Genomic DNA, 21600 nt, shown 5'->3' with positions numbered 1-21600 from the left:
ATTGGAAAATCTGCGCGGGATCGGCTTCATGGTCCTGGCCATGGCGAGTTTCGCGGTCGAGGACGCGCTGATCAAGACGCTCGCCGCGGCGATGCCGATCGGCTATGTGCTGATCTTCGTCGGGCTCGCCGGTCTGCTGGCCTTCGGCACGATCTGCCGGGCGCGGCGCATCCGCATCCTGTCGCCGGTCTTCTTCAGCCCCGCGCTGGTGCTGCGCAACCTGGCCGAAGTCGCGGGCACGGCCTTCATGGTCGCCGCCATCGTCAACATGCCGCTGTCGGTCGCCTCGGCGATCATGCAGGCCGCGCCGCTGATCGTCGGATTCGGCGCGGTGCTGTTCTTCGGCGCCGTCTTCGGCTGGCGCCGCTGGATGGCGCTGGCCACCGGCTTTGCCGGGGTGCTGATCATCATCCGTCCCGGACTGGAGGGATTCCAGCCGGTCTCTCTGCTGGCGCTGGCCGCCACGGTCTGCATGAGCAGCCGGGACCTCGCGACCCGCGCCGTCCCGCGCGAAGTGCCCTCCCTGCTGATCGCCTTCTACGGCTTCGGCGCCATGGCGGTGGCCGGTGCGATCCTGGTGCCCTTCCTCGGGACCGGCGGCACGGTTGCGCCCCGCAACCTCCTGTTTCTGGGGCTCGCCGCCTGCTGCGGGATCTGCGGCTACTTCGCGATCACGCAGGCCATGCGCATCGGCGAGGTCGCGGTGGTGACGCCGTTCCGATATACCCGGCTGCTGTTTGCAATCACCCTGGGCTTCCTGATTTTCGGCGAAAGGCCGGATCTGCCCATGCTTGCGGGCGCCGGAATGATCCTCGCTTCGGGGCTCTACACGCTCCATCGCGAACGGCATGCGCGCAGTCGCCCACTTTCCTCGGCCCTGAAGGCAAGCTAACAGGGTCGCGGACAGGTTTTTCCGAGAGGGAGCAGCACCATGAGCACGATCATCGACATCATCGGCCGGGAGATTCTCGACAGCCGCGGCAACCCGACCGTCGAGGTCGACGTCATCCTCGAGGACGGCACCATGGGCCGGGCCGCCGTCCCGTCGGGCGCCTCCACGGGCGCGCATGAGGCCGTCGAGAAGCGCGACGGCGACAAGTCGCGCTACATGGGCAAGGGCGTCCTGGAAGCCGTCGCCGCCGTGAATGGCGAGCTGGCAGAAGGACTTGTCGGCATGGACGTGACCGAACAGGCCGCCATCGACGCCGCCATGATCGAGATGGACGGCACCGCGAACAAGGGCCGCCTCGGCGCCAACGCGATCCTCGGCATCAGCCTCGCCTGCGCCAAGGCCGCGGCCGATTTCACCACGCAGCCGCTCTACCGCTATGTCGGCGGCACCTCGGCGCGCATCCTGCCGGTGCCGATGATGAACATCATCAACGGCGGCGAGCATGCCGACAACCCGATCGACATCCAGGAATTCATGATCATGCCGGTCTCCGCGGGGAACATCCGCGACGCGGTGCGCATGGGCTCCGAAGTGTTCCACACGCTGAAGAAGGAACTGTCCGCGGCGGGCATGTCGACCGGTCTCGGCGACGAGGGCGGCTTCGCCCCCGAGCTGGCCTCGACCACCGCGGCGCTCGACTTCATCCTGAAATCCATCGAGAAGGCCGGCTACAAGCCGGGCGAGGACATCTACCTGGCCCTCGACTGCGCCTCCACCGAGTATTTCAAGGACGGCAAGTACGAGATGAAGGGCGAAGGCAAGTCCCTGACCTCGGCCGAGAATGTCGACTACCTCAAGGCGCTCTGCGACGCCTACCCGATCATCTCGATTGAGGACGGCATGGCCGAGGACGACTGGGAAGGCTGGAAGCTGCTGACCGACGCGATCGGCGACAAGGTGCAGCTGGTCGGCGACGACCTCTTCGTGACCAACCCGGTGCGCCTGGCCGACGGCATCGCGCAGGGCGTCGCGAACTCGATGCTGGTCAAGGTCAACCAGATCGGCAGCCTCACCGAGACGCTGAAGGCCGTCGACATGGCGCACCGCGCGAAATACACCAACGTCATGTCCCACCGCTCGGGCGAGACCGAGGACTCGACGATTGCCGACCTCGCCGTGGCGACCAATTGCGGCCAGATCAAGACTGGCTCGCTGGCCCGCTCCGACCGGCTTGCCAAGTACAACCAGCTGATCCGCATCGAGGAAATGCTCGGCGCCACCGCGGAATATGCAGGAAGCTCGATCCTGAAGTGAGTGCAGCCCGCAACCGTCGCTGACCGGCACCGGTTGCAGGGCGCAACCGCTTGGACAAACGAGAAAAGGGGGCGCGAGCCCCCTTTTGACGTTCTGCTGCCCCGCCAGGCGGCCGGGTTATTCCAGCCAGCCCTTCTCCACTGCGGGCATCGCCTCCAGCTCGTCCTCGGTCTCCTTGACCGCGATCTGGTAGCTGTCGTTGCCGTCGGATTTCGGCAGGATCATCACCTTGTCCATGGCGAAGAGCACGTGCTTGTCGCCGATCCCGAGGAAGCCGCCGACATCCGCGACGACGCCGTACATGTCGCCGTTCATGTCCAGAACGACATTCTCGATATGGCCGATCGGCTTCCAGTCGTCGCCGACGGAGGACAGGCTGGGTTCCTCGGCCCAGCTGCCGCTCTCGAAATCCGAGTAGATCTCCGCGCCCTTCAGGTCCGAGGCGAGGATCAGGTTGCCCGGGTCGATCTGCGCATCCTGGGCCCAGAGCGGCGCAGCGGCGATCGCGGTTGCGGCAGCGAGGGCGGGAATGGCGAAACGGGTCATGGAAACCTCCTTCTATTGGCGTGTCATGTCCCGACAACACGGCGCGGCGCCTGACGGTTCCTGCGGCGGCCCATTGTCCGCTTGATGCGCGGAGTTCCGCCGGCCAAAGTCTGCAGACCCGCGGACGGCATCGCCGCAAGACCCCGAAGGACGACATGACCAAGACCGCTTGCGTGACCATGATGAAGGACGAGGACTTCTTCCTTCCCATCTGGTTCCGCTACTACTCGCGCCTGTTCGGGGCGGAGAACTTGTTCATCCTCGACCATTGCTCGTCGCGCAGCCCGGCTGAAATGCTCCCGGGCGAGCTTGGCGCGGGCTGCGTCAAAAGCTTCCGCATTCCGTCGCTCGAAAGCCTGTCCGAGGCCCGCAGCGCCGGCCGCTTCGATGCCAAGCGCTTCGAGCTGATCAGCAGCCTGCTGACCGGGCTGCTGGCCTTCTATGACGTCGTCATCTTCAACGACGCCGACGAGATCTATGTCCCGGACCCGGCGCGCTATCCCGACCTGCGCGCCTATGTCGAGGCGCGCGGCACGGACAACCAGATCACCGCCGGGCTCGGCATGGAGATGTTCCACGACGTCGCCAGCGAAGCCGCCTTCGACCCGGCGCAGCCGATCTTCGCGCAGCGCCGCAGCTTCTTCTGTTCGCTGCTCTACACCAAGCCGCACATGCTGGGCACCGGCAGCCGGATCTGGCCGCATGCCGCGGAGAAGCCCTTCGTCTTCGACCCCGACCTGCATCTGGTGCACATGAAGTTCATCGATGCCGACCGCTTCCTGTCGCGGCAGGAGGAACGCCGCGCCTTCCGCACCAGCGTGGCGAAGAATACCGGCAAGCTCTGGCTCTGGGACGGCGACCGCGCGCTGGAGGAATTGCGCAGGTACAACGAGATGCCGCTGGACGGCACGCCCTTTTCCGGGCGCGACGTGATGCAGCGGCTGTTCGGCCGCAGCGAACCGGTCCGGATCGGCGGCATGATGGGACCGGAGCGGAAACGCACCAAGAAGCTCGACCGCTACCGGGTCATCGACTACGTGACGCCCGCCCGCGACAAGAGGCTGGCCAGCGAACGCCGGGTGATCCCCGAGCGGTTCGTGCAGACGGGGATATGAGCATGACGGCAGACGAGATCATCGCCGCGCTGGGGCTGGAGCGCCACCCGGAGGGCGGCTGGTTCCGCGAGACCTGGCGGGCGGAGGCCGCGCGGGGGCAGCGCCCTTCGGGCACGATGATCTATTTCCTGCTGGCCGCGGGAGAACGCAGCCATTGGCACCGGGTGGACGCTGCCGAGCACTGGCTCTGGCATGCGGGGGCGCCGCTGTCCCTGCGGATTTCGGAAACGGCCGCGGGACCGGCCGCGCTTCACCGGCTGGGGCCGGAGCTTCCAAGCGGGCAGCTGCCGCAGATCCTCGTGCCGCCGCATCACTGGCAGTCGGCGGAGACCGCCGGGGACTGGACCCTGGTCAGCTGCGCGGTCAGTCCCGGCTTCGATTTCGCGGGCTTCGAGCTGGCTGCGCCCGGCTTCGACATTCCGGGATGATGCCGGGCGGTTGCATGCTGCAACCACCCGTGAAATCACACTATTTCCGGGCGAATCTCAACCAGCAGCCTCGGCCAGGGCCGGACGGATGGTCTCATCGATCACCCGCTCGGTGATCGGACCGGGGAACCGCAGGATGACCTTGCCCGTGCCGTCGATCACGAAGGTCTCGGGCACGCCGTAGATGCCCCAGTCGATCCCGGCCCGCCCGCTGGCATCCTCGGCCACGGCCGCATAGGGGTTACCGAGCTCCTGCAGGAAGGCCAGCGCCTTCTGCGGCTGGTCCTTGTAGTTGATGCCGTAGACCGTCACGCCCTGGGCGGCCAGCGCCTCCAGGTTGGGGTGCTCGACGCGGCAGGGCGCGCACCACGAGGCCCAGAAATTGACGAGCTTCACCTGCCCGTCCTTCAGCATGGACACGTCGAATTCGGGCAGTGTCCCGAGAGGCGCCAGCGTGACGGCCGGCGCCTCGCGGCCCTCCAGCGTCGAGGGCAGCGCGTCCGGGTTCTCGCGCTGCATCCCGACATAGAAGGCAACGGCCAGGCCGGCGAACAGCACCGGCGGCAGCACGACAAGCGGAGAGATCCTAGCCATTCCTGCGGCGCTCCTCTGCATCCTTCAGGGCACGCGCGGCCTTGCGCGCAGCGATCATGCTGGCCGCCACCAGAAGCACCAGCAGCAGCAGAGACACCGCATAGGCCGAAAGGACGGTACCCGCGTATTTCCCCAGTTCAGGCATCATGCCATCCGCTCCCGTGCCTCGATCGCCTTCAGGCGGCGGCGGTGGATCTCGGTGCGCGTGCGCAGCAGCACCAGCGCCAGGAACAGAAGCACGAAGCCCGCCATGCAGACCATCAGCGGCGCGAAGAAAATGTTCGACACCTTCTCTTCGGTATCGGCGCCGGTCACGGCCTCGACGCGCATCACCGACGCGCCCTGGTGCAGCCCCTGGTTCCAGAAATTCACAGCGTAGCGGCTGAGGATCGCGAAGACCGAGCCGACGAGACACAGCACCGAGGTCAGATCGGCGGCCGTGTCAGGGTCTTCCAGCGCCTCCCAGAGCGCGATGTAGCCCAGGTAGAACAGCGTCAGGATCAGGAAGGAGGTCAGGCGCGGATCCCAGGCCCACCAGGTGCCCCACATCGGCTGCCCCCAGATCGCGCCGGTCGCCAGCGCGATCAGCGTCATGACCAGCCCGACGGGCGCCGCGGCCCGCGCGGCCAGCGCGCTGACATGGTGGCGGCGCACCAGCCAGATCAGCGAGGCAACGAGCATCATCAGCCAGGCATTGATCGCGACCATGGCGGCCGGGACATGCAGGTAGATGATCTTGACGGTCGAACCCTGGCGGTAGTCCTCCGGCGTGAAGAAGAAGCCCCAGACCAGCCCGACCGCGAGGCAGGCAAGCGCGCCAACCGACACGAAGGGCAGCACCTTCGACACCGTCCGGCTGAATTTCACCGGATTCGCATATTCCCAGACAGATCCCATCCCGATTCTGTTACCTCCCCGTTTTCCCGCGCACAATATCGGCCCCGATCACCTCAGGTTGATCCTGAGCGCCGCCGCCGCCGCGAAAGGCATCGCGGCAAGCACCCCCAGCGTGATGGCAGCCAGCAGCATCAGCGGCACCTGCGTCTCCAGCCCCTCGGCGCCGCGCCGCGCAACCTCCGCGCCGAAGATCAGCGTCGGCACATAGAGCGGCAGCACCAGAAGCGACAGCAGCAGGCCGCCGCGCTTCAGCCCTACGGTCAGCGCCGCGCCGAAGGCACCGATCATGGAAAGCGCGGGCGTCCCGCAGGCCAGCGACACGACCAGCCAGAGATAGCCCGGCTCCGCGAGGTTCAGCAGCACGCCCAGGGGCGCGGCGATCAGCGTCAGCGGCAGGCCGGTGGTCAGCCAATGTGCGCAGGCCTTGACCAGCACCACGCCCTCCAGCGGGATCGGCGCGGTCGCCAGCAGGTCCAGCGTGCCGTCCTCGTGATCCAGCGCCAGCATCCGGTCGAGCGACAGCAGGCAGGCCAGCAGCGCGCCGATCCACAGGACGCCGGCCGCGATCGGCTGCAGCCGCTGGGTGTCCGGGCCGACCGCGAAGGGCACCAGCACGGTGACGATCAGGAAGAAGGCCAGCGCCAGGCCGAAGCCCCCGCCCGCGCGAACCGCCAGCTTCAGGTCCCGCAGCAGGAGCGCGATCACAGGAAGGCCTCGTCGAAGTCGGACGCGCGGGTCTGCGGCTTCGCCTTGTAGGGCGCCAGATCGAGGATCCGCGCCTCCGCCAGGCCCAGGTCGATATGGGTCGCCATCAACGCCGCGCCGCCCGCGGCCAGATGCGCCCGCACGGCGGCCGCGAACAGACCGACGCTGGCCGTGTCGAGCGAGACGGTCGGTTCGTCCAGCACCCAGACCGGGCGGCCGGTGACGAGCAGCCGCGCCAGTCCCAGCCGCCTTTTCTGGCCCGCCGACAGCGTTCCGGCCAGACGGCCGCGCAGCTCGCCGAGGTTGAAGCCCTCCAGCGCCGGGGCAATGTCGGAGGTTCCGAAGGTCGCCGCCCAGAAGCGCAGGTTCTCGGTCACGCTGAGCTGCGCCTTGATCCCGTCGGCATGTCCGGCATAGGCGATCCGTTCGGCGCCTTCGACGCTGCCGGAGAGCGGCGGTGCCAGCCCAGCGATGACCCGCAGGAGCGTGGTCTTGCCGATGCCGTTCGGCCCCCGCAGCACCAGCGCCTCCCCGGCCTCCAGCCGGAAGGTGACGCCCTCGGTCACGGGCACGCCGCCGCGGGCGCAGGTCAGGTCGGTCACGCTCAGCATCCCCTGCCTGCTATCCGATGGCGCGGGCGGGGAAAAGCCCCGGCGCATCCGTTGCGACCTATTGGGGAGGCTGTCGGAGCCAACCGGCTGTTAACCCTTCCCGGGCGACACCGGGACATGACCCGCATCCTGCTCCATGCCGGACCCTGCCCGCTGGGCGCCGCCCGCCTGCAGGCGGCGCTCCGGTGCGGCGTTCCGCGCGGGCTGCACTGGGCTTCCGCGACGGGACGGCCCGCTGGGGTGCGGCTCTTCATGGCCTCGCTCGATCCCGGCCATGTCGATCCCCTGCGCGCGGCCCGCGGGCTGGCCCCCGAGGACCGGCAGGCAGCTTTGGCGGCCAGGCTGCGGGAGGAGCTGGCCGCGGAATTCGCCGGAGCGGAGACGGTGCTGGTCTCCTGCGATCTCGCCGGACGGCATTTGGTGCATCCTTCGGAACTGGCGCGGCTGCACGGTTTCCTTGCGCCTTTGGGCGAGGTGGAACTGCTGCTCCAGCATCCCGAGCCCGCCGCCGGGCTGGCCGCGCACTGGTCGGCCCAGATCCTCTGGGGCCGGGTGACGACGCCCGCGGCCGATCTGGCGACCCGTCCCGCGAATTGGGCCGCCGCGCGCTCCAAAGGGCGCCCGGCGCGGCCGGAACTCGACGAATTTCCCGAGCTCGAACGCCCGCCGCACTGGCTTGACCGCCACGCCTTCCGTTTCTTCTGGGGAACTGGGTTTGCACAGGTGACGGAACTGCCCGGCCCGGACGCCCTGCTCCGCCATCTCGGCCTGGAGGATCCGGGCCCGGCCCCGGCTGCGGTTTCCGCCCGTACGCTGTCCCGCGCGCTGAAGGTCAATCCGCTCATCCGGCAAGCGCTGGCCAAGGGGCTGGTCCTGCCGCGGCGGCTGCGCGCCCGGGCCATGGGGACGCTGCTTGAGGATGGTCCCCCGCTGGACGCGGACAGGCTGAAGGACTGGCTGGCGGGAGGGGTTGCACCTAGCAACCTCCTGCCAGAAGAGCTGGATTTCGACCCTTCCGGCGTGATGGCCGGATTGCTGCCGCGGATGCTGGCCGCGGCACAGGCCGCCGATCCCGGCCGCGCCGCCCGGCCGGACGACACCGGCGAGGGCGGCGCATCCCTGCCCGCCGAGATCCGCCCGGTGCATTCCCGTCTGGTCCGCTCCCGCTACGCGCCGCATGACCGGATCGCGCCGGCCGTGCCGCCGGAAGCGCCCTTCCGGCTGTCGCCGCCACGCCCGGCCTGCGCCGAGCGCGTGATCGTCGCCTGCGCCAAGGACGAAGGGCCCTATCTGCTCGAATGGCTTGCCTTTCACCGGGCGGCCGGTTTCGACCGCTTTCTCGTCTACACGAATGACTGCTCGGACGGCACCGACCGGATGCTCGATCTCGTGGCGCGGCACGGCTGGTTGACGCGGATCGGAAATGACGGCTGGCGGGGCAAGTCCCCGCAGCAGGCCGCGCTGAACCATGCGGTGACGACGGACTTGGTGCGTCAGGCGCATTGGGTCCTGCATATCGATACGGACGAGTTCGTGAACATCCGCACCGGCGACGGCACGCTCGATGCGCTATTCGCCGCCGCCCCGGAGGCAACGCATTGGGCGCTGACCTGGCGGCTCTTCGGATCGGGCTCGGCTGCAATCGGAGGCCGCCCGGTGATTGCAACTTGCAACCGCTGCGCCCCGGCCTTCTGTCCCAAGCCGCACACCGCCTGGGGCATCAAGACCTTGTCGCAACAGATTGGCGTCTATGGAAAACTTTCCTGCCATCGGCCGACGAAACCGGACGAGGCACGGCTGCACGAGGCGCATTGGGTCAACGGCTCCGGCCAGCCGATGGGCGCGGAGATCTCCCGCCGCGGATGGCGGTCCTCGATTGCAACCGTCGGCTATGACCTGGTCCAGCTGAACCATTACCCGCTGCGGTCGCTGGACGGGTTCCTGGTGAAGCGCCAGCGCGGCCGGGCGCTGCATGTCGATCGCGAGATCGGGCGCAACTACTGGATCCGGATGGACTGGCAAGATCGCGAAGACCGCTCGATCCTGCGCCACCTGCCCCGAACCGAGGCGGGGATTGCCGCGCTGACGGCCGATCCCGAAATTGCCGCGGCGCAAGAAGCTGCCCTTGCCTGGCACCGGCAGCGCGCCTCGGAGCTGCGCGCCGATCCGGCCAATGCCGCACTGATCGCGGAGATCTCGGGGCTGCGCCTGACCCAGTCCGAACGCGCGGCCTGGGCCATGGTTCTGGATCACGAAACCTGAGCAGGCTCCGGCTGCAGGACGAGACCGCCTTCGCGGACCAGGAAATCGACGATTTCCGGAACACCCTTGCCGTGGCGGAGCTGCGCCATCACGAAGGGGCGCCCGCCCCGGCCGCGGGCTGCATCCTCTTCCAGCAGGTCGGTCGAAACCCCGACATGCGGCGCCAGGTCGGTCTTGTTGATGATCAGCAGGTCCGAGCGGGTCACGCCCGGCCCCTTCTTGCGCGGGATGTCCTGCCCGGCCGCCGTGTCGATGACATAGAGCGTCAGGTCGGCCAACTCGGGCGAGAAAGTCGCAGCGAGGTTGTCGCCGCCGGACTCGATCAGGATCAGGTCGAGATCGGGGAACTTGCCGCGCAGATCGGCCACCGCGGCAAGGTTGATCGAGGCATCCTCGCGGATCGCCGTGTGCGGGCAGCCGCCGGTTTCGACGCCGCGGATCCGCTCGCCCGGCAGGACCTGGGCGCGCATCAGCGCCTCTGCATCCTCGCGGGTGTAGATGTCGTTCGTGATAACCGCCATCGACAGCCGCGGCGCCAGAGCGCGGGCGAGCTGCTCGGTCAGGGTGGTCTTTCCGGCGCCCACCGGACCGCCGATGCCCACGCGCAGCGGGCCGTTCGTCTGTGCCATTTCCGTCTCCTTGGTCAGCTGCGGAACAGCCGGACCTCCTGATGTTCATGCGCCATGGCGGCAATGTCCGCGCCCGGCGTCCCGGTCCAGAGCGCCTCTTCCCCGGCCCCGGCCAACTCGCGCGACAGCCGCTCGATCAGCGGCCCCAGCGCGGCGATCACGCGCTGCCCTTCGGTCTGGCCGAGCGGGACCAGCCGCACCGCGCCAAGCACGAGGTTGGCGGCAAAGCTCTGGAGATAGAGGCCGATCACCGTCTCCGGCGCCAGGTCCAGCCGCCGCGCCTGCAGGCCGACCGCAACCGGCAGCACCATTTCGGGCCAGTCCGTGCCCAGAAGCGCGTTGGTGGTTGCAAGGAAGGACCGCCCCTGGGACAGCGTTTCCAGGTGCCGCTCGGGCGCAGCGGCCAGCGCGGCGGCCAGGGCATCGGTTTCCGCCGGATCGGCGCCGCCGAGAACCATGGACAGCAGAACCGCGTCGCAGCGCCCGCTGCCTGCGGACAGCAGGTCGGCCAGCCAGGCCTCCAACCCCGCGCCGTCGCGGATCGTGCCGGCCGAGATCGCGTGTTCCAGCCCGTGCGAGAAGGCGAAGCTGCCCAGCGGGAAGGCAGGGGAGAGCCATTGCACGAGGGTCAGCAGGTCCTGCGCGGGGGCCGGCTCAGTGGTGATGGTGGCCATGATCATGCCCCATCGTCCGGCCATGGCCATAGGCGCCGCCCTCGGGGCGGAAGGGTGCGGTGACCGGCGTCACGGTCGCGCCGAGCTGGCGCAGCATCGCCACCAGCACGTGATCGTCGAGGATGCGCAGGCTGTCCGGACCGATCTCGCAGGGCGTGTGGCGGTTGCCGATATGCCATGCCAGCCGCGGCAGGTCGCCTGCAATCTCGACCAGCGACTCCGCGGCAGCGCGGATGGCCACGCGGGCGCCGGAGGACAGCAGGAAGGCATCGCCCTCGTCCAGGCCCCGCGTCTCCGGCAGGTCGGCGAGGAAGGCGGTCCCGCCATCCGAGGTCAGCCGCCGGCGGCGCAGCAGCCGGTCACTGTAAGTCAGGGAAATCGTGTCATCCCCCGGCTCGGCATGGGTCACGCTCTGCGCCAGGGGAAGGGTGTCAGTGGTCTCGCTCATGCGGCGAGATTGCGCCTCGCCGCAGCCGAGCGCAAGATCAACTGTTCGCCGAACGGAAGGCGAAGCGCGCGGCGAAAGCCGAGAACTTGTCGCGCATCACATAGGCCGGGATTTCCTCACGCGCGATGCCCAGCATGCCCAGGTCGAAATCGCTCAGCGTGTTGAGGCGCAGCGCCTCTCGGCGGTAGCGGCGGTGCAATCCCGCCGGGTTCAGCCCGAAGCCGAGATTGGCCAGCGCGGTATCGAAATCCCTGTCCAGATCGGGCGGATACAGCACGAACACATCTGCTGTCATGGTCAAAACACTCCTGTCACGGGCCACCGGACGCCGGAAAGCATGCGCCATCCTCGGTCCTGCCCATGCGCGGCCTCTCTCCGGGCTACCCCGAAAGCCTTAGGCAAAACTTTAGGCAGCTGCGACGAAAGAGCCCGGACCGGCGGGAAAGCCCCTGCCCCATGGGAGGGTGCCTGCAAAATCGGCACCAATGCCTGTTCTTTCGGCGGACATGCTGGAACCGTCATGCGGAAACCTTGCTGCTCGGTTTCCTCCCGTATCTTCAAGCTAGCACGCCATGCGGGAAAGGCCGGGGCGGAAAGCCCGCGGAGGCGAAAAATATGCTGCATCGCAGCGACGCCGTGGACGGATGCCCGGAAAACGGGCAGGCCTGACGCAAAAGGCGCAGCGGAGAGACCGCTGCGCCCGGATTTCCCGTCCTGCCGCTGGCGGTCAGAACATGAAGTAGCGCTGTGCCATCGGCAGGACCTTGGCCGGTTCGCAGATCAGCAGCTCGCCATCGGCGCGGACCTCGTAGGTCTCGGGATGGACCTCGATCTTCGGCGTCGCGGCGTTCATCACCATGTCGGCCTTGCCGATGCCGCGGGTGCCCTTGACGGCAACCGTGTCCTTTGCGAGGCCGAGCGCCTTGCCGATGCCGTCGGCCTGCGCCGCCTGGCTCACGAAAGTCACGGAAGACCGCGCGACCGAGCCGCCGAAAGCGCCGAACATCGGCCGGGTATAGACCGGCTGCGGCGTCGGGATGGAGGCATTCGGATCGCCCATCTGCGCCACTGCGATGGTGCCGCCGAGCAGAACCATCTCGGGCTTCACGCCGAAGAAGGCGGGCGACCACAGCACCAGATCCGCGCGCTTGCCGACCTGGATGGAGCCGATCTCGTGGCTCAGCCCGTGGGCGATGGCCGGATTGATCGTGTATTTCGCGACGAAGCGCTTGACCCGGACGTTGTCATTGTCGCCGGTTTCGTCCTGCAACCGCCCCCGCTGGACCTTCATCTTGTGGGCGGTCTGCCAGGTGCGGATGATCACCTCGCCGACACGGCCCATGGCCTGGCTGTCGGAGGCGATGATCGACATGGCGCCGAGGTCGTGCAGGATGTCCTCGGCGGCGATGGTTTCCTTGCGGATGCGGCTCTCGGCGAAGGCCACGTCCTCGGGGATCGCCTTGTCGAGGTGGTGGCACACCATAAGCATATCGAGATGTTCCTCGAGCGTGTTCACGGTATAGGGCCGCGTCGGGTTGGTGGAGGACGGGATCACATTGGCCTCGCCCACGACCTTCAGGATGTCGGGGGCATGGCCGCCGCCCGCGCCCTCGGTGTGGAAGGCGTGGATGGTGCGGCCCTTGATGGCGGCGACGGTATTCTCGACGAAGCCCGATTCATTGAGCGTGTCGGTGTGGATCATCACCTGCACGTCCATGTCGTCGGCGACGGAAAGGCAGTTGTCGATCGCGCCGGGCGTCGTCCCCCAATCCTCGTGCAGCTTCATCGCGCAGGCGCCGGCCTTGATCATCTCGACCAGCGGTTCGGGCTGCGAAGCGTTGCCCTTGGCCGAGAGCGCGAGATTCATCGGGAAGGCGTCGAAGGCCTGCAGCATGCGCGCGATGTGCCACGACCCGGGCGTGCAGGTGGTGGCCAGCGTGCCATGCGCCGGGCCGGTGCCGCCGCCGAGCATCGTCGTCAGTCCGGAATGCAGCGCGTCGTCGATCTGCTGCGGGCAGATGAAGTGGATGTGGCTGTCGAAGCCGCCGGCGGTCAGGATCTTGCCCTCGCCCGCGATCACCTCGGTGGAGGGGCCGACGATGATGTCGACATTGGGCTGGGTGTCCGGGTTGCCGGCCTTGCCGAGCGCGGCGATGCGGCCGTCGCGCAGGCCGACATCCGCCTTGTAGATGCCGGTATGGTCGAGGATCAGCGCATTGGTGATGACCGTGTCGACGGCGCCGCCCGCGCGGGTTACCTGGGACTGGCCCATGCCGTCGCGGATCACCTTGCCGCCGCCGAACTTGACCTCCTCGCCATAGGTGGTCAGGTCTTTCTCGACCTCGATGACCAGGTCGGTATCCGCGAGCCGCACCCGGTCGCCGGTGGTGGGGCCGTACATGTCGGCATAGGCGGCGCGGGTGATCTTTGCGGGCATGGAGGGCTCCCTCGTCTCGGGTCTTGGTCGCGCCCACATGACACGAAAGGCAGGCCGGTCCGCAAGGGGGCAGCGTTGCGGCAGGATGCAGCCCCCGGGGGATGCCCGCAAACTGTGCAGATGGCCGGGCGCGGCGCCCGCCCCGCACCGCGCCAAAGGGCGCATGGAAATCAGGCAGATGCGCGGCCTTGGCCCGTTGCCGGAGCCCCCGCCCGCGTCTAGTCTCTGGGCCAGACCGACAGACCGGAGCCTCGTCATGTCCTCACGCCCTGCCCTCGTCCCCGCTCTCGCGCTGGCCGCATTCGGCGTCCTGGCCGCCTGCGATCCGCAGAGCAGTTCCCCCGCCGCCTCATCGTCTTCCGCCCCTGCCGCCGCCCCCGCCGAAAGCGGCGATGCGGTCACGGCCGAGGTCCAGCGCCGCGCGGCCGCGCTGTGCAATGCCGATCCCGCGCGCGCGGGCGGCTGCGCCCCGGTCGTGGCCTGTTTCGGCGACAAGGGCCCGGCGCTGATCGGGCGCAGCTACCAGTCGGAGGGCGGCAGCATCCATGCCGAAGGCCCGTCGGGCATCACCTGCGACGGCAATTTCCTGCCGCTGATGAACCGCAGCGTGACGCGGGTCGTGCTGAACTGCTCGAACGGTCAGAAGGCCGATTTCCAGTTCCGCACCTCGACCCCCGGCACCCTGCGCGGCGAAGCGGTGACGCAGAACGGAACGAAGCTGGCCATCTGGTCGGGCCGCAACATGTGGGGGGCCTTCGGCGCGCCGAACAATGCCGCCGGACGCGCCTGCGTCAAGGCTGGCCTGGGTCTCTGACCCCGGCCGCCCGGCGGGCGCTCAGATCGCCGCGAAGCGCAGCCCGGCCTGGCTGAGGCGGCGGGCATTGGCGGCGGTGCGGTTGCGAAGCGGCTCCACCGCCGCCGAAAGCACCTGGTCGAAGCGCGCGCCCAGGCTGGCAGCGGCCAGCGCCGCGCCGGTCGCCTCGGCAAAGCCCAGATGCTTTTCCAGCACCATCAGCCCCGGCTCGTCGGCATCGATGTGCCACAGCCCGCCGAGCCCCATGAGGCGCATGGCGATGACGGCCTGGGACTCGGCCCCGAGCCACATCAGGTCGAAACCCAGCTTCAGGACATCATGGGGAATGGAGGGGACGGACTCGGCCTGGGACTTGGACATCGCTACTCCTTCCGGTCCGGAAGGGGACCGTGCATCGCCATACTATGGCAAAAGCATTGACGTTTTCCGCCATCCCCAATTGTCGCAAGGGCCGGGCAGCGAAAAAGGCGTGCCAAGAATGACACGCCTTTGCGGAAACTCCTGAAAATCCGACGGATTTTCAGGTCATTTCGGTTCTTCGGTCTTCGGCGCGGCCGGAGTGCTCCGGCGGCGGCGCGGCGCGGCAGGCTTGGCCGCACCTTCGGCGGCAGCCGGCTTGGCCGGAGTCCGGCGGCGAGTCGCGGGCTTCGAGGCCGAGGCTGTGCCGGTGGCCGAGGCCGCCTTGGTGCTGCGCGCGGCCGGCGCCTTCTTGGCCGCGGCGGGCTTCGCCGCGGGGGCGGCCTCCGCCTTGGGCGCCGGTGCCGGCTCCGCCTTGGCTTCGGCCGGATTCGGCGCGGCTGCGGGGGCCGGCTTCGGCTCGGGCGCAGGAGCCGGCGCCGCGGCGGCAGCGGGCTTCGCGGCGGCCGGAGCGGGCTTGGCCGCCTCCGGTTTCGGCGCGGGCTTGGCGGCGGCGGGCTTCTTCGGCGCCTCGGCCACCGGGGTGCCCGTGGCGGCAGGCTTCGGCGCGCTCGGCACCGCCTTCAGCACCGGCTTCTCGGCCTTGGGCGCGGCCGGCGCCGGGGCGGGCTTCGGTGCCGCGGCCTTCGCCTTCGGCGCGGGCTTGGCGGCCTCGTCCTTCAGCTGGCGCGCGGCCGTCAGGCCGACATCCCAGGCGCTGCAGGCGCTCATCATCTTCATGGTGATGTCCATCTGGGCCTCGGCGGAGCGGAGCCACAGCTCCATGCCGTTGCGCCACATGTCCATAGGGGTAACGAATTGTTTCTGCATGTCTCCCCAGACTCCAAAGTTCGTCGTTTTGCCAGAGCACATATTCAAGAACATCAGTCGAGCGCCCCCATCACGGCCTGGTTGAAGCCGTAGACCTTGCGCGCGCCGGACAGCGGCACCAGCGTCACGGTGCGGCTCTGCCCGGGCTCGAAGCGCACGGCGGTTCCGGCCGCGATGTCCAGCCGCTTGCCGCGCGCCGCGGCGCGGTCGAATTGCAGCGCGGCATTGGTCTCGGCGAAATGGTAGTGGCTGCCGACCTGGACCGGGCGGTCGCCTGCATTGGCCACCTCCAGCTCGGTCACCTCGGCGCCCTCGTTCAGGGTGATGTCGCCTGCGGCGGTCATCACTTCTCCAGGAATCATGCGGAGCTCTCCGTTCTCTGCCGGTCCGGCCCGCGGGCCGGTCCATTGTCCCCTGCGCCGCCGGCGCAACTCTCGGAGGACCCGGTCCCTGCACCGCTGCGCGGGGCCGTTTCCTGCGGGACAGGCCGGGCCGGATGGCCGCCCTGTCCATATTACCTTCCCAGAACCGGTGACTGCTTCCAGTGCAGCGGCCCGCAAGCCCAGACTAAACGCCCGACTGCCCAAAGAATAGCCGAAAGCGCATGGATCGTGCCAATTCTGCAGCGGTACTTGGTCGCGAGCCCCCGTCTCAGCGGATCGGGTGATGCACGGTGACGAGCTTGGTGCCGTCCGGGAAAGTGGCCTCCACCTGGACGTCATGGATCATCTCGGGGATGCCCTCCATGCACTGCTCGGCGGTGACGACATGCGCGCCCGCCTCCATCAGTTCCGCCACCGAGCGGCCGTCGCGGGCGCCCTCGACCACGAAATCGGTGATCAGCGCGATGGCCTCGGGGTGGTTCAGCTTCACCCCGCGCTCCAGCCGGTTGCGGGCGACCATCGCGGCGAGGCTGACCAGCAGCTTGTCCTTTTCGCGGGGGGTCAGGTTCATGTGGCTCCGTCCTTCTTCAGATCGTCCAGACGCGGGGCAAGGGCTGTCCCCGCAATTCGTCGAGGACCCGCGCCATCCAGCGGCGCAGGTCGAATGGCTTCTCGGCCAGCGCGCGGACCACCAGCTTGCCGTCCCAGCCGGAGGCCGAGGCCCGGATGCCGGGGCTGTCGCAGAGCGGCAGCACGCGCGACACGAGGTCCGGCGCGGACGACGCGATCAGCGCGATGGTGGCCAGCGCCCGCGCCCCGCCCAGGCCCGAGGGCGCGCCGCGGCGCACGAGCGTGTCCGTCGCCAGCCGCAGCGGTTCGGCCATGACCGGCACGCCGTCGCGGCGGATCATGCGGGTGTCGAGGAAGTCGAGCTGCTGCAGCGTCTCGCCCATCGCCTCGCGGCCCAGCACGACGGATTCGCACCACAGGCATTCGGCATCGCCTTCCAGGTCGATCTCGGTGCGGCGGTGCAGCGCCGAGCGCTCGAACAGGATCGTCTCCTGCGGCAGCCAGTCCAGACGCGCCCCCGCCCCGGCCCGCAGCCGCACCTCCATCTCCGCCGGGCCGGTCTCGGACAGGCTGGCATAGGCGCGTTCGGCGGTCTGGGTCGTCGCCACGGCGCGGGCGCCCGGCGCGAGGGCCAGCTCGAAAGCGATCCGGTCTCCGCCGGTCAGCCCGCCCGCGGTGTTGAGGAACACGATTTCCGGCTCGGGACGGTGGACTTTCGGCATCATCGCCTTGGCGGAGCCCCGCTGGGACAGCCGCTCCAGCGAGGTGCGCCCGGATTTCAGCGCGAAACTCACGGCGGCGCGCGCATCCACGCGCTGGCGCGGCGGCAGGGTCGTGGCGGGGGCGGTCTGGTCTAGCATGGGCGTCCTTCGCGGTTCGGGGCCACACTAGCGGCTGGGGCGGCGCAGGCAACAGTCGCGCATCTCGCCGCAGGCCCGGCCCCGGCATCGCGCCCGTTTAATGTGCAGCCCCTTCCCTCGGCCCGCGCGCGGGGCTAAGAGCAACGCCATGACCGACACGCTCACGCTCCGCCGCCCCGACGACTGGCACCTGCATCTGCGCGATGGCGCCATGCTCAAAGCCGTCCTGCCCGAGACCACGCGCCATTTCGGGCGCGCGATCATCATGCCGAACCTCGTGCCGCCGGTGGTGACCCCGGCCGATGCCGCGGAGTACCGCGACCGCATCCTCGCGGCGAAGCCCGACGGCTCGAAGTTCCAGCCGCTGATGACGCTGTACCTGACCGAGACCACCGAGCCGCGCGACATCCGCGCCGCCGCCGAGATCGGCCTGATCACTGCGGTGAAGCTGTATCCGGCGGGCGCGACGACCAATTCCGCCTCCGGCGTGCGCGACCTGTCGAAGGTGCGCCGCGTGCTGGAGACCATGGCGCAGGTCGGCATTCCGCTGTGCTGCCACGGCGAAGTCACCGATCCCGCCATCGACATCTTCGACCGCGAGGCGGTGTTCATCGACACGGTGCTCGACCCGCTGCGCCGCGACATTCCCGAGCTGCGCGTCGTGATGGAGCACATAACCACCTCGGACGCGGTGCAGTACGTCTCGGAATCGCAGGGCAACCTGGGCGCGACGATCACCACGCACCACCTGATCATCGACCGGAACCACATCCTCGTGGGCGGGATCAAGCCGCATTACTACTGCCTGCCGGTGGCCAAGCGCGCGACCCATCGCGACGCGCTGATCGCGGCGGCGACCAGCGGCGACCCGCGCTTCTTCCTGGGCACGGATTCCGCGCCGCACCTGACCAAGGACAAGGAAAGCGCCTGCGGCTGCGCGGGCGTGTTCTCCTCGACCAACACAATGTCCTGCCTGGCGCAGGTCTTCGAGAATGCCGGCGCGCTGGACAAGCTGGAAGGCTTCGCCTCGGTGAACGGGCCGAAATTCTACCGCCTGCCGCCGAACGAGGACACGATCACCCTGAAGAAGGGCGCGCCGGTTTCCTACCCGGCGGCGATCGAGACCGAAAACGGCCCTGTCACCGTCTTCGATCCGGGCTTCCCGCTCTACTGGCACGTCGAGGCCTGACCCGGCCGCCATTTCCGCCTGTCCGGGCAGCCGGGCAGGCATGGGTCGGGTAAACCTTACCCCGGCCCGCCCGGCACAAAGCTTCCTTGCATTAACCTGCGTTGATAACGGTTAACAATGTGCGCCAAGCCGCTCCGGCCGCGCTTCCCAGAAACGGACTTTTTGCATGCCGAGTTATTCCTATTCCGGAACCTACATTTCATCCTGGGATCCGATCTCCTATTGGAGTGCCGGCAGCTACGATCTCGACGGCTACGCGAACGCCTATCCGGTCGAGATCGAGGCCGGCAACACCTACTTCGTCTACGAATATGACAGCGACCAGAGCGGAACCTTCGCAATCGAAGGCTATTACGTGCCGGTCACCGGGCTCTACCTCGACGGCAGCAACTTCAATTCGTTCGACTACGTCGAAGATTTCCATGTCTTCGAAATGGACTGGGGCCACGGATACACGTCCACCATCCTGTCCTTCGGCGATGAATACGGGCAGGTCCTGATCGCGATGGCCGGCACCGAACTGCCGGTCTTCGCCAACCTGGCCGAAGCGCAGTACTTCGCCTCCGGCATCACGGCGATCCGGGAGGCAAGCGGCGATTGGGCCCCCTATGCCGCCATCTGGTTTGCCGAGATGGGCGCCGGTCTCGATCCGCTCGAAGGCTGGAACACGCAGACCGGCGGTCCCGGAGACGACGTGATCGAGGGGACGCTGCTCGACGAGACGCTGTCCGGCGCCAACGGCGATGACGAGATATACGGCGACGGCGGCGACGACTCGATTTTCGGCGGCGGCGGCGACGACTATCTGGTCGGCGGCGAGGGACGCGACACGATCAATGGCGGCCTCGGCTACGACCAAGTCAGCTACCGCGAGTTTTCCGACGAATACGGAATGGGCGTCGATGTCGATCTGCGCGAAGGCTGGGCCCGGCCGGTTTCCGGATCGTCTTCCGGCGAGGATGTCCTGATCAACATCGAGATGGTCCGGGGCTCCATGCAGGACGACTACATCTACGGGGACGGCGAAGACAACATCCTGCGCGGGCTGGACGGCGCGGACGTCCTGGACGGCCGCTGGGGATCGGACACGGTGCGCTATGACCGCGATGCGCGCTATGGCGGGACCGCGGGCGTGACGGTCGATCTCGAAAGCCACGCGACCTTTGGCGATGGCGACGACAGCTATGTCGACTCGCGCGGCTATGCGATCGACGGCTGGGGCAACCACGACTATCTTATCTCGATCGAGAATGCGACGGGCACCGATTCCGCGGACGTGATCTACGGAAATTCGGACCATAACGCGCTGATCGGCCTGACCGGCAGCGACCGCATCCTGGGCCGCGACGGCTGGGACACGATCGACGGCGGCAACGGCCATGACCTGCTGTTCGGCGGCAAGGGGCGCGACCTGATCACCGGCGGCAACGGCAACGACAAGCTGCGCGGCTCGCTGGGTTTCGACACGCTCGACGGCGGCAGCGGCCATGACACGCTGATCGGGGCGAAGGGCGACGACCTGCTGACCGGCGGCGCAGGCAACGACGTCTTCGTCTTCAAGTTCGACTTCGACGGCGACACCGTCACCGATTTCGGCAATGGCCTGGACCGTCTGGATTTTTCCGCCGTGGGCGCGATCCGGAATTTTGCGGACCTGATGGCGAACCATGTCGCCGACGGCGCCACCGGCGCTGTGATCGACGGCGGCAGCGGCAATTCCGTCACCCTCGAGGGCGTCTGGAAAGCCGATCTGGCAGCCTCCGACTTCCTCTTCTGAGCCCGTTCCGCCCTGCCCGGCCGCCATCCGGGCGGGGCTTTCCCGCAGCGTCGGAATGGTCTAGAGCAGCCCGAGTTTTCAGCGACGGAGCCCGCCCCATGATCCCCACCTCCTTCCCCTCGAACGAAGAGATGGCCCGCCTGACGGCGCGCGCGCTGCTGGAGATCGGCGCGGTCGACTTCCGCCCCGAAGAGCCGTTCACGCTGGCATCCGGCCTGCCCTCGCCGACCTATATCGACTGCCGCAAGCTGATCAGCTACCCGCGGATCCGCGCGACGCTGATGGATTTCCTCGCCTGCAAGACCATGCGCGAAGCCGGCTTCGAAGCGTTCGACAACGTCGCGGGCGGCGAGACCGCGGGCATCCCCTTTGCCGCCTTCATTGCCGAGCGCCTGGCCCTGCCCATGACCTATGTGCGCAAGAAGCCGAAGGGCTACGGCCGCAACGCCAGGATCGAGGGCGCGATGACCGAGGGGCAGCGGGTTCTGCTGGTCGAGGATCTGACCACCGACGGCGGCTCGAAGCTGAGCTTCGTCGACGCGATCCGCGACACCGGCGCGTCCTGCGCGCATACCTGCGTGATCTTCTCCTACGGCATCTTCCCGGAAATCGGCAAGACGCTGGGGGACCACGGCGTGAAGCTCACCGCGCTCTGCACCTGGTGGGACGTCTTCGCCGAGGCCGAAGCCTCCGGCGCCTTCAGCACGGAAACGCTGGCGGGCGTGAAGGAATTCCTCGACGATCCGCGCGGCTGGCAGGCGGCCCGCAAGTTCTGAGCCTTCCGGAGTTTTGCCTGGCGGAGCGCTTCGGCTTCAAGCAGCGGTGAAGCGCTCCACAGGGAAGACCTTGCCATCCACTACAGAAAACAGTTTCGGGTAATTCTTCACCCGCAGCTTAACTTGCCACTCTTGCGGCGCTCGGCGGCCCTTCTCCCTGGGGTAGTGCTCTTCGGTTTCAAATTTCGCCGCAATTTCTGAAAAGGTCATTGGGCAGCCTGCCTGAAGCAGGCAGTATTCAATGGCCTCATGGCGATACATTTTCCGAGTTTCGCCATGGAATGCATAATAACCCTTGGTCAAATTGGCTAGCGTGAACTGACCCCAGCGAGTGGTCCGGGTCGTGTCGCGAATGTGGTGGAAATTGCCGAGCGACATGCTCCGGGCACGTGAAATAGGCTCCGTTCAGGCGGCGAGGTCAAGGGACATCGGCTCGAGGGGCTGAGAGAGGG

26 protein-coding genes are annotated in these 21600 nt (G+C 68.0%); 9 read left to right on the top strand and 17 right to left on the bottom strand.

Annotated features, from left to right (window positions below):
* Nucleotide 1: 1 nt before the first annotated feature.
* On the top strand, nucleotides 2–892 hold the full coding sequence (locus HCC78_RS24165) for a DMT family transporter (RefSeq protein ID WP_172331348.1): 891 nt from the start codon (nucleotides 2–4) through the stop codon (nucleotides 890–892).
* Between the two features lie 39 nt (nucleotides 893–931).
* Nucleotides 932–2206, top strand: coding sequence for a phosphopyruvate hydratase (gene eno / locus HCC78_RS24160; RefSeq protein WP_172331347.1), 1275 nt, complete (start codon nucleotides 932–934; stop codon nucleotides 2204–2206).
* A gap of 117 nt (nucleotides 2207–2323) precedes the next feature.
* Here eno and HCC78_RS24155 read toward each other — a convergent pair whose 3' ends face one another.
* Complete coding sequence (locus HCC78_RS24155) at nucleotides 2324–2752, bottom strand: PRC-barrel domain-containing protein (RefSeq protein ID WP_172331346.1); 429 nt, start codon at nucleotides 2750–2752, stop codon at nucleotides 2324–2326.
* A gap of 155 nt (nucleotides 2753–2907) precedes the next feature.
* Here HCC78_RS24155 and HCC78_RS24150 point away from each other — a divergent pair, with 155 nt between their 5' ends.
* Both HCC78_RS24150 and HCC78_RS24145 read left to right on the top strand, forming a co-directional pair.
* Nucleotides 2908–3867 carry a glycosyltransferase family 2 protein gene (locus HCC78_RS24150; RefSeq protein ID WP_172331345.1) on the top strand — a complete coding sequence of 320 codons (960 nt, stop codon included), beginning with the start codon at nucleotides 2908–2910 and terminating at the stop codon, nucleotides 3865–3867.
* 2 nt (nucleotides 3868–3869) lie between these two features.
* Nucleotides 3870–4295 (top strand): cupin domain-containing protein, encoded by a 426-nt coding sequence (locus tag HCC78_RS24145; protein WP_172331344.1) that lies wholly within the window; start codon nucleotides 3870–3872, stop codon nucleotides 4293–4295.
* A gap of 57 nt (nucleotides 4296–4352) precedes the next feature.
* Here the strand turns inward: HCC78_RS24145 and HCC78_RS24140 are convergent, their stop codons facing one another.
* Genes HCC78_RS24140 through ccmA form a run of 5 tightly spaced genes read right to left on the bottom strand, consistent with a single transcriptional unit; the run spans nucleotide 4353 to nucleotide 7102 of the window.
* Entirely contained in the window at nucleotides 4353–4889 is a 537-nt protein-coding gene (locus HCC78_RS24140) for a DsbE family thiol:disulfide interchange protein (protein ID WP_172331343.1), read from the bottom strand.
* Entirely contained in the window at nucleotides 4882–5037 is a 156-nt protein-coding gene (gene ccmD / locus HCC78_RS24135; protein WP_172331342.1) for a heme exporter protein CcmD, read from the bottom strand. Before ccmD ends, HCC78_RS24140 begins: the two co-directional genes overlap by 8 nt.
* Nucleotides 5034–5786, bottom strand: coding sequence for a heme ABC transporter permease (locus tag HCC78_RS24130; RefSeq protein ID WP_172331341.1), 753 nt, complete (start codon nucleotides 5784–5786; stop codon nucleotides 5034–5036). Before HCC78_RS24130 ends, ccmD begins: the two co-directional genes overlap by 4 nt.
* Nucleotides 5787–5834: 48 nt before the next feature.
* On the bottom strand, nucleotides 5835–6491 hold the full coding sequence (gene ccmB, locus HCC78_RS24125) for a heme exporter protein CcmB (protein ID WP_172331340.1): 657 nt from the start codon (nucleotides 6489–6491) through the stop codon (nucleotides 5835–5837).
* Nucleotides 6488–7102: a heme ABC exporter ATP-binding protein CcmA gene (gene ccmA / locus HCC78_RS24120; protein WP_172331339.1), complete on the bottom strand. Its 615-nt coding sequence runs from the start codon at nucleotides 7100–7102 to the stop codon at nucleotides 6488–6490. The genes ccmB and ccmA overlap by 4 nt, the downstream gene beginning before the upstream one ends.
* Nucleotides 7103–7219: 117 nt before the next feature.
* Here ccmA and HCC78_RS24115 point away from each other — a divergent pair, with 117 nt between their 5' ends.
* Nucleotides 7220–9364 (top strand): glycosyltransferase family 2 protein, encoded by a 2145-nt coding sequence (locus HCC78_RS24115; protein ID WP_172331338.1) that lies wholly within the window; start codon nucleotides 7220–7222, stop codon nucleotides 9362–9364.
* On the opposite strand, the gene ureG is transcribed toward HCC78_RS24115, so the two are convergent.
* From ureG to ureC, 5 genes are all read right to left on the bottom strand, one after another.
* Nucleotides 9352–9993: an urease accessory protein UreG gene (ureG, locus tag HCC78_RS24110; protein WP_172331337.1), complete on the bottom strand. Its 642-nt coding sequence runs from the start codon at nucleotides 9991–9993 to the stop codon at nucleotides 9352–9354. The two genes, HCC78_RS24115 and ureG, sit on opposite strands and share 13 nt — an antisense overlap.
* Before the next feature lie 14 nt (nucleotides 9994–10007).
* Nucleotides 10008–10673, bottom strand: coding sequence for an urease accessory protein UreF (locus tag HCC78_RS24105; protein WP_253949336.1), 666 nt, complete (start codon nucleotides 10671–10673; stop codon nucleotides 10008–10010).
* Nucleotides 10648–11115 carry an urease accessory protein UreE gene (locus tag HCC78_RS24100; RefSeq protein ID WP_172331336.1) on the bottom strand — a complete coding sequence of 156 codons (468 nt, stop codon included), beginning with the start codon at nucleotides 11113–11115 and terminating at the stop codon, nucleotides 10648–10650. Before HCC78_RS24100 ends, HCC78_RS24105 begins: the two co-directional genes overlap by 26 nt.
* Nucleotides 11116–11152: 37 nt before the next feature.
* Nucleotides 11153–11410 carry a hypothetical protein gene (locus HCC78_RS24095; protein WP_172331335.1) on the bottom strand — a complete coding sequence of 86 codons (258 nt, stop codon included), beginning with the start codon at nucleotides 11408–11410 and terminating at the stop codon, nucleotides 11153–11155.
* A gap of 432 nt (nucleotides 11411–11842) precedes the next feature.
* The gene (ureC, locus tag HCC78_RS24090; RefSeq protein ID WP_172331334.1) at nucleotides 11843–13552 is read right to left on the bottom strand and encodes an urease subunit alpha; all 1710 of its coding nucleotides are present in this window, start codon (nucleotides 13550–13552) and stop codon (nucleotides 11843–11845) included.
* A gap of 256 nt (nucleotides 13553–13808) precedes the next feature.
* Between ureC and HCC78_RS24085 the strand changes: the two genes are divergently transcribed.
* The gene (locus HCC78_RS24085) at nucleotides 13809–14366 is read left to right on the top strand and encodes a hypothetical protein (RefSeq protein ID WP_172331333.1); all 558 of its coding nucleotides are present in this window, start codon (nucleotides 13809–13811) and stop codon (nucleotides 14364–14366) included.
* 21 nt (nucleotides 14367–14387) lie between these two features.
* On the opposite strand, the gene HCC78_RS24080 is transcribed toward HCC78_RS24085, so the two are convergent.
* From HCC78_RS24080 to HCC78_RS24060, 5 genes are all read right to left on the bottom strand, one after another.
* Entirely contained in the window at nucleotides 14388–14726 is a 339-nt protein-coding gene (locus tag HCC78_RS24080) for an antifreeze protein (RefSeq protein WP_172331332.1), read from the bottom strand.
* Nucleotides 14727–14891: 165 nt separating this feature from the next.
* Nucleotides 14892–15593, bottom strand: a complete 702-nt coding sequence (locus HCC78_RS24075) for a hypothetical protein (RefSeq protein WP_172331331.1) — start codon at nucleotides 15591–15593, stop codon at nucleotides 14892–14894.
* A 53-nt stretch (nucleotides 15594–15646) separates the two neighbouring features.
* Nucleotides 15647–15955, bottom strand: a complete 309-nt coding sequence (locus tag HCC78_RS24070; protein WP_172331330.1) for an urease subunit beta — start codon at nucleotides 15953–15955, stop codon at nucleotides 15647–15649.
* A gap of 289 nt (nucleotides 15956–16244) precedes the next feature.
* A complete protein-coding gene (locus HCC78_RS24065) occupies nucleotides 16245–16547 on the bottom strand; it encodes an urease subunit gamma (RefSeq protein ID WP_172331329.1) in 303 nt (100 codons plus the stop codon).
* Nucleotides 16548–16563: 16 nt separating this feature from the next.
* Entirely contained in the window at nucleotides 16564–17406 is an 843-nt protein-coding gene (locus HCC78_RS24060; RefSeq protein WP_172331328.1) for an urease accessory protein UreD, read from the bottom strand.
* A gap of 148 nt (nucleotides 17407–17554) precedes the next feature.
* On the opposite strand from HCC78_RS24060, the gene pyrC reads away from it, so the two are divergent.
* The 3 genes from pyrC (at nucleotide 17555) to HCC78_RS24045 (ending at nucleotide 21148) form a co-directional block, all read left to right on the top strand.
* The gene (pyrC, locus tag HCC78_RS24055; RefSeq protein WP_172331327.1) at nucleotides 17555–18595 is read left to right on the top strand and encodes a dihydroorotase; all 1041 of its coding nucleotides are present in this window, start codon (nucleotides 17555–17557) and stop codon (nucleotides 18593–18595) included.
* A gap of 166 nt (nucleotides 18596–18761) precedes the next feature.
* Nucleotides 18762–20372, top strand: a complete 1611-nt coding sequence (locus tag HCC78_RS24050) for a calcium-binding protein (protein WP_172331326.1) — start codon at nucleotides 18762–18764, stop codon at nucleotides 20370–20372.
* Between the two features lie 98 nt (nucleotides 20373–20470).
* A complete protein-coding gene (locus HCC78_RS24045) occupies nucleotides 20471–21148 on the top strand; it encodes an orotate phosphoribosyltransferase (RefSeq protein ID WP_172331325.1) in 678 nt (225 codons plus the stop codon).
* A 36-nt stretch (nucleotides 21149–21184) separates the two neighbouring features.
* On the opposite strand, the gene HCC78_RS24040 is transcribed toward HCC78_RS24045, so the two are convergent.
* The gene (locus HCC78_RS24040; protein ID WP_172331324.1) at nucleotides 21185–21526 is read right to left on the bottom strand and encodes a hypothetical protein; all 342 of its coding nucleotides are present in this window, start codon (nucleotides 21524–21526) and stop codon (nucleotides 21185–21187) included.
* Nucleotides 21527–21600 lie beyond the last annotated feature (74 nt).

Origin of the sequence: Mangrovicoccus sp. HB161399 (assembly GCF_013184745.1) — a bacterium.
Classification (GTDB): domain Bacteria; phylum Pseudomonadota; class Alphaproteobacteria; order Rhodobacterales; family Rhodobacteraceae; genus Mangrovicoccus.
The sequence above is the reverse complement of the archived record's forward strand: the minus strand, read 5'-3'. Positions and strand labels throughout refer to the sequence as shown.

Coding starts and splice junctions, on each gene's coding strand:
- HCC78_RS24115 (WP_172331338.1), top strand. CDS start 7,220: ATGACCCGCATCCTGCTCCATGCCGGACCCTGCCCGCTGGGCGCCGCC.
- HCC78_RS24095 (WP_172331335.1), bottom strand. CDS start 11,410: ATGACAGCAGATGTGTTCGTGCTGTATCCGCCCGATCTGGACAGGGAT.
- HCC78_RS24100 (WP_172331336.1), bottom strand. CDS start 11,115: ATGAGCGAGACCACTGACACCCTTCCCCTGGCGCAGAGCGTGACCCAT.
- HCC78_RS24130 (WP_172331341.1), bottom strand. CDS start 5,786: ATGGGATCTGTCTGGGAATATGCGAATCCGGTGAAATTCAGCCGGACG.
- HCC78_RS24145 (WP_172331344.1), top strand. CDS start 3,870: ATGACGGCAGACGAGATCATCGCCGCGCTGGGGCTGGAGCGCCACCCG.
- HCC78_RS24085 (WP_172331333.1), top strand. CDS start 13,809: ATGTCCTCACGCCCTGCCCTCGTCCCCGCTCTCGCGCTGGCCGCATTC.
- HCC78_RS24140 (WP_172331343.1), bottom strand. CDS start 4,889: ATGGCTAGGATCTCTCCGCTTGTCGTGCTGCCGCCGGTGCTGTTCGCC.
- HCC78_RS24065 (WP_172331329.1), bottom strand. CDS start 16,547: ATGAACCTGACCCCCCGCGAAAAGGACAAGCTGCTGGTCAGCCTCGCC.
- HCC78_RS24060 (WP_172331328.1), bottom strand. CDS start 17,406: ATGCTAGACCAGACCGCCCCCGCCACGACCCTGCCGCCGCGCCAGCGC.
- ureC (WP_172331334.1), bottom strand. CDS start 13,552: ATGCCCGCAAAGATCACCCGCGCCGCCTATGCCGACATGTACGGCCCC.
- ccmA (WP_172331339.1), bottom strand. CDS start 7,102: ATGCTGAGCGTGACCGACCTGACCTGCGCCCGCGGCGGCGTGCCCGTG.
- eno (WP_172331347.1), top strand. CDS start 932: ATGAGCACGATCATCGACATCATCGGCCGGGAGATTCTCGACAGCCGC.
- HCC78_RS24150 (WP_172331345.1), top strand. CDS start 2,908: ATGACCAAGACCGCTTGCGTGACCATGATGAAGGACGAGGACTTCTTC.
- pyrC (WP_172331327.1), top strand. CDS start 17,555: ATGACCGACACGCTCACGCTCCGCCGCCCCGACGACTGGCACCTGCAT.
- HCC78_RS24070 (WP_172331330.1), bottom strand. CDS start 15,955: ATGATTCCTGGAGAAGTGATGACCGCCGCAGGCGACATCACCCTGAAC.
- HCC78_RS24050 (WP_172331326.1), top strand. CDS start 18,762: ATGCCGAGTTATTCCTATTCCGGAACCTACATTTCATCCTGGGATCCG.
- ccmD (WP_172331342.1), bottom strand. CDS start 5,037: ATGATGCCTGAACTGGGGAAATACGCGGGTACCGTCCTTTCGGCCTAT.
- ureG (WP_172331337.1), bottom strand. CDS start 9,993: ATGGCACAGACGAACGGCCCGCTGCGCGTGGGCATCGGCGGTCCGGTG.
- HCC78_RS24155 (WP_172331346.1), bottom strand. CDS start 2,752: ATGACCCGTTTCGCCATTCCCGCCCTCGCTGCCGCAACCGCGATCGCC.
- HCC78_RS24075 (WP_172331331.1), bottom strand. CDS start 15,593: ATGCAGAAACAATTCGTTACCCCTATGGACATGTGGCGCAACGGCATG.
- HCC78_RS24045 (WP_172331325.1), top strand. CDS start 20,471: ATGATCCCCACCTCCTTCCCCTCGAACGAAGAGATGGCCCGCCTGACG.
- HCC78_RS24105 (WP_253949336.1), bottom strand. CDS start 10,673: ATGATCATGGCCACCATCACCACTGAGCCGGCCCCCGCGCAGGACCTG.
- HCC78_RS24080 (WP_172331332.1), bottom strand. CDS start 14,726: ATGTCCAAGTCCCAGGCCGAGTCCGTCCCCTCCATTCCCCATGATGTC.
- HCC78_RS24040 (WP_172331324.1), bottom strand. CDS start 21,526: ATGTCGCTCGGCAATTTCCACCACATTCGCGACACGACCCGGACCACT.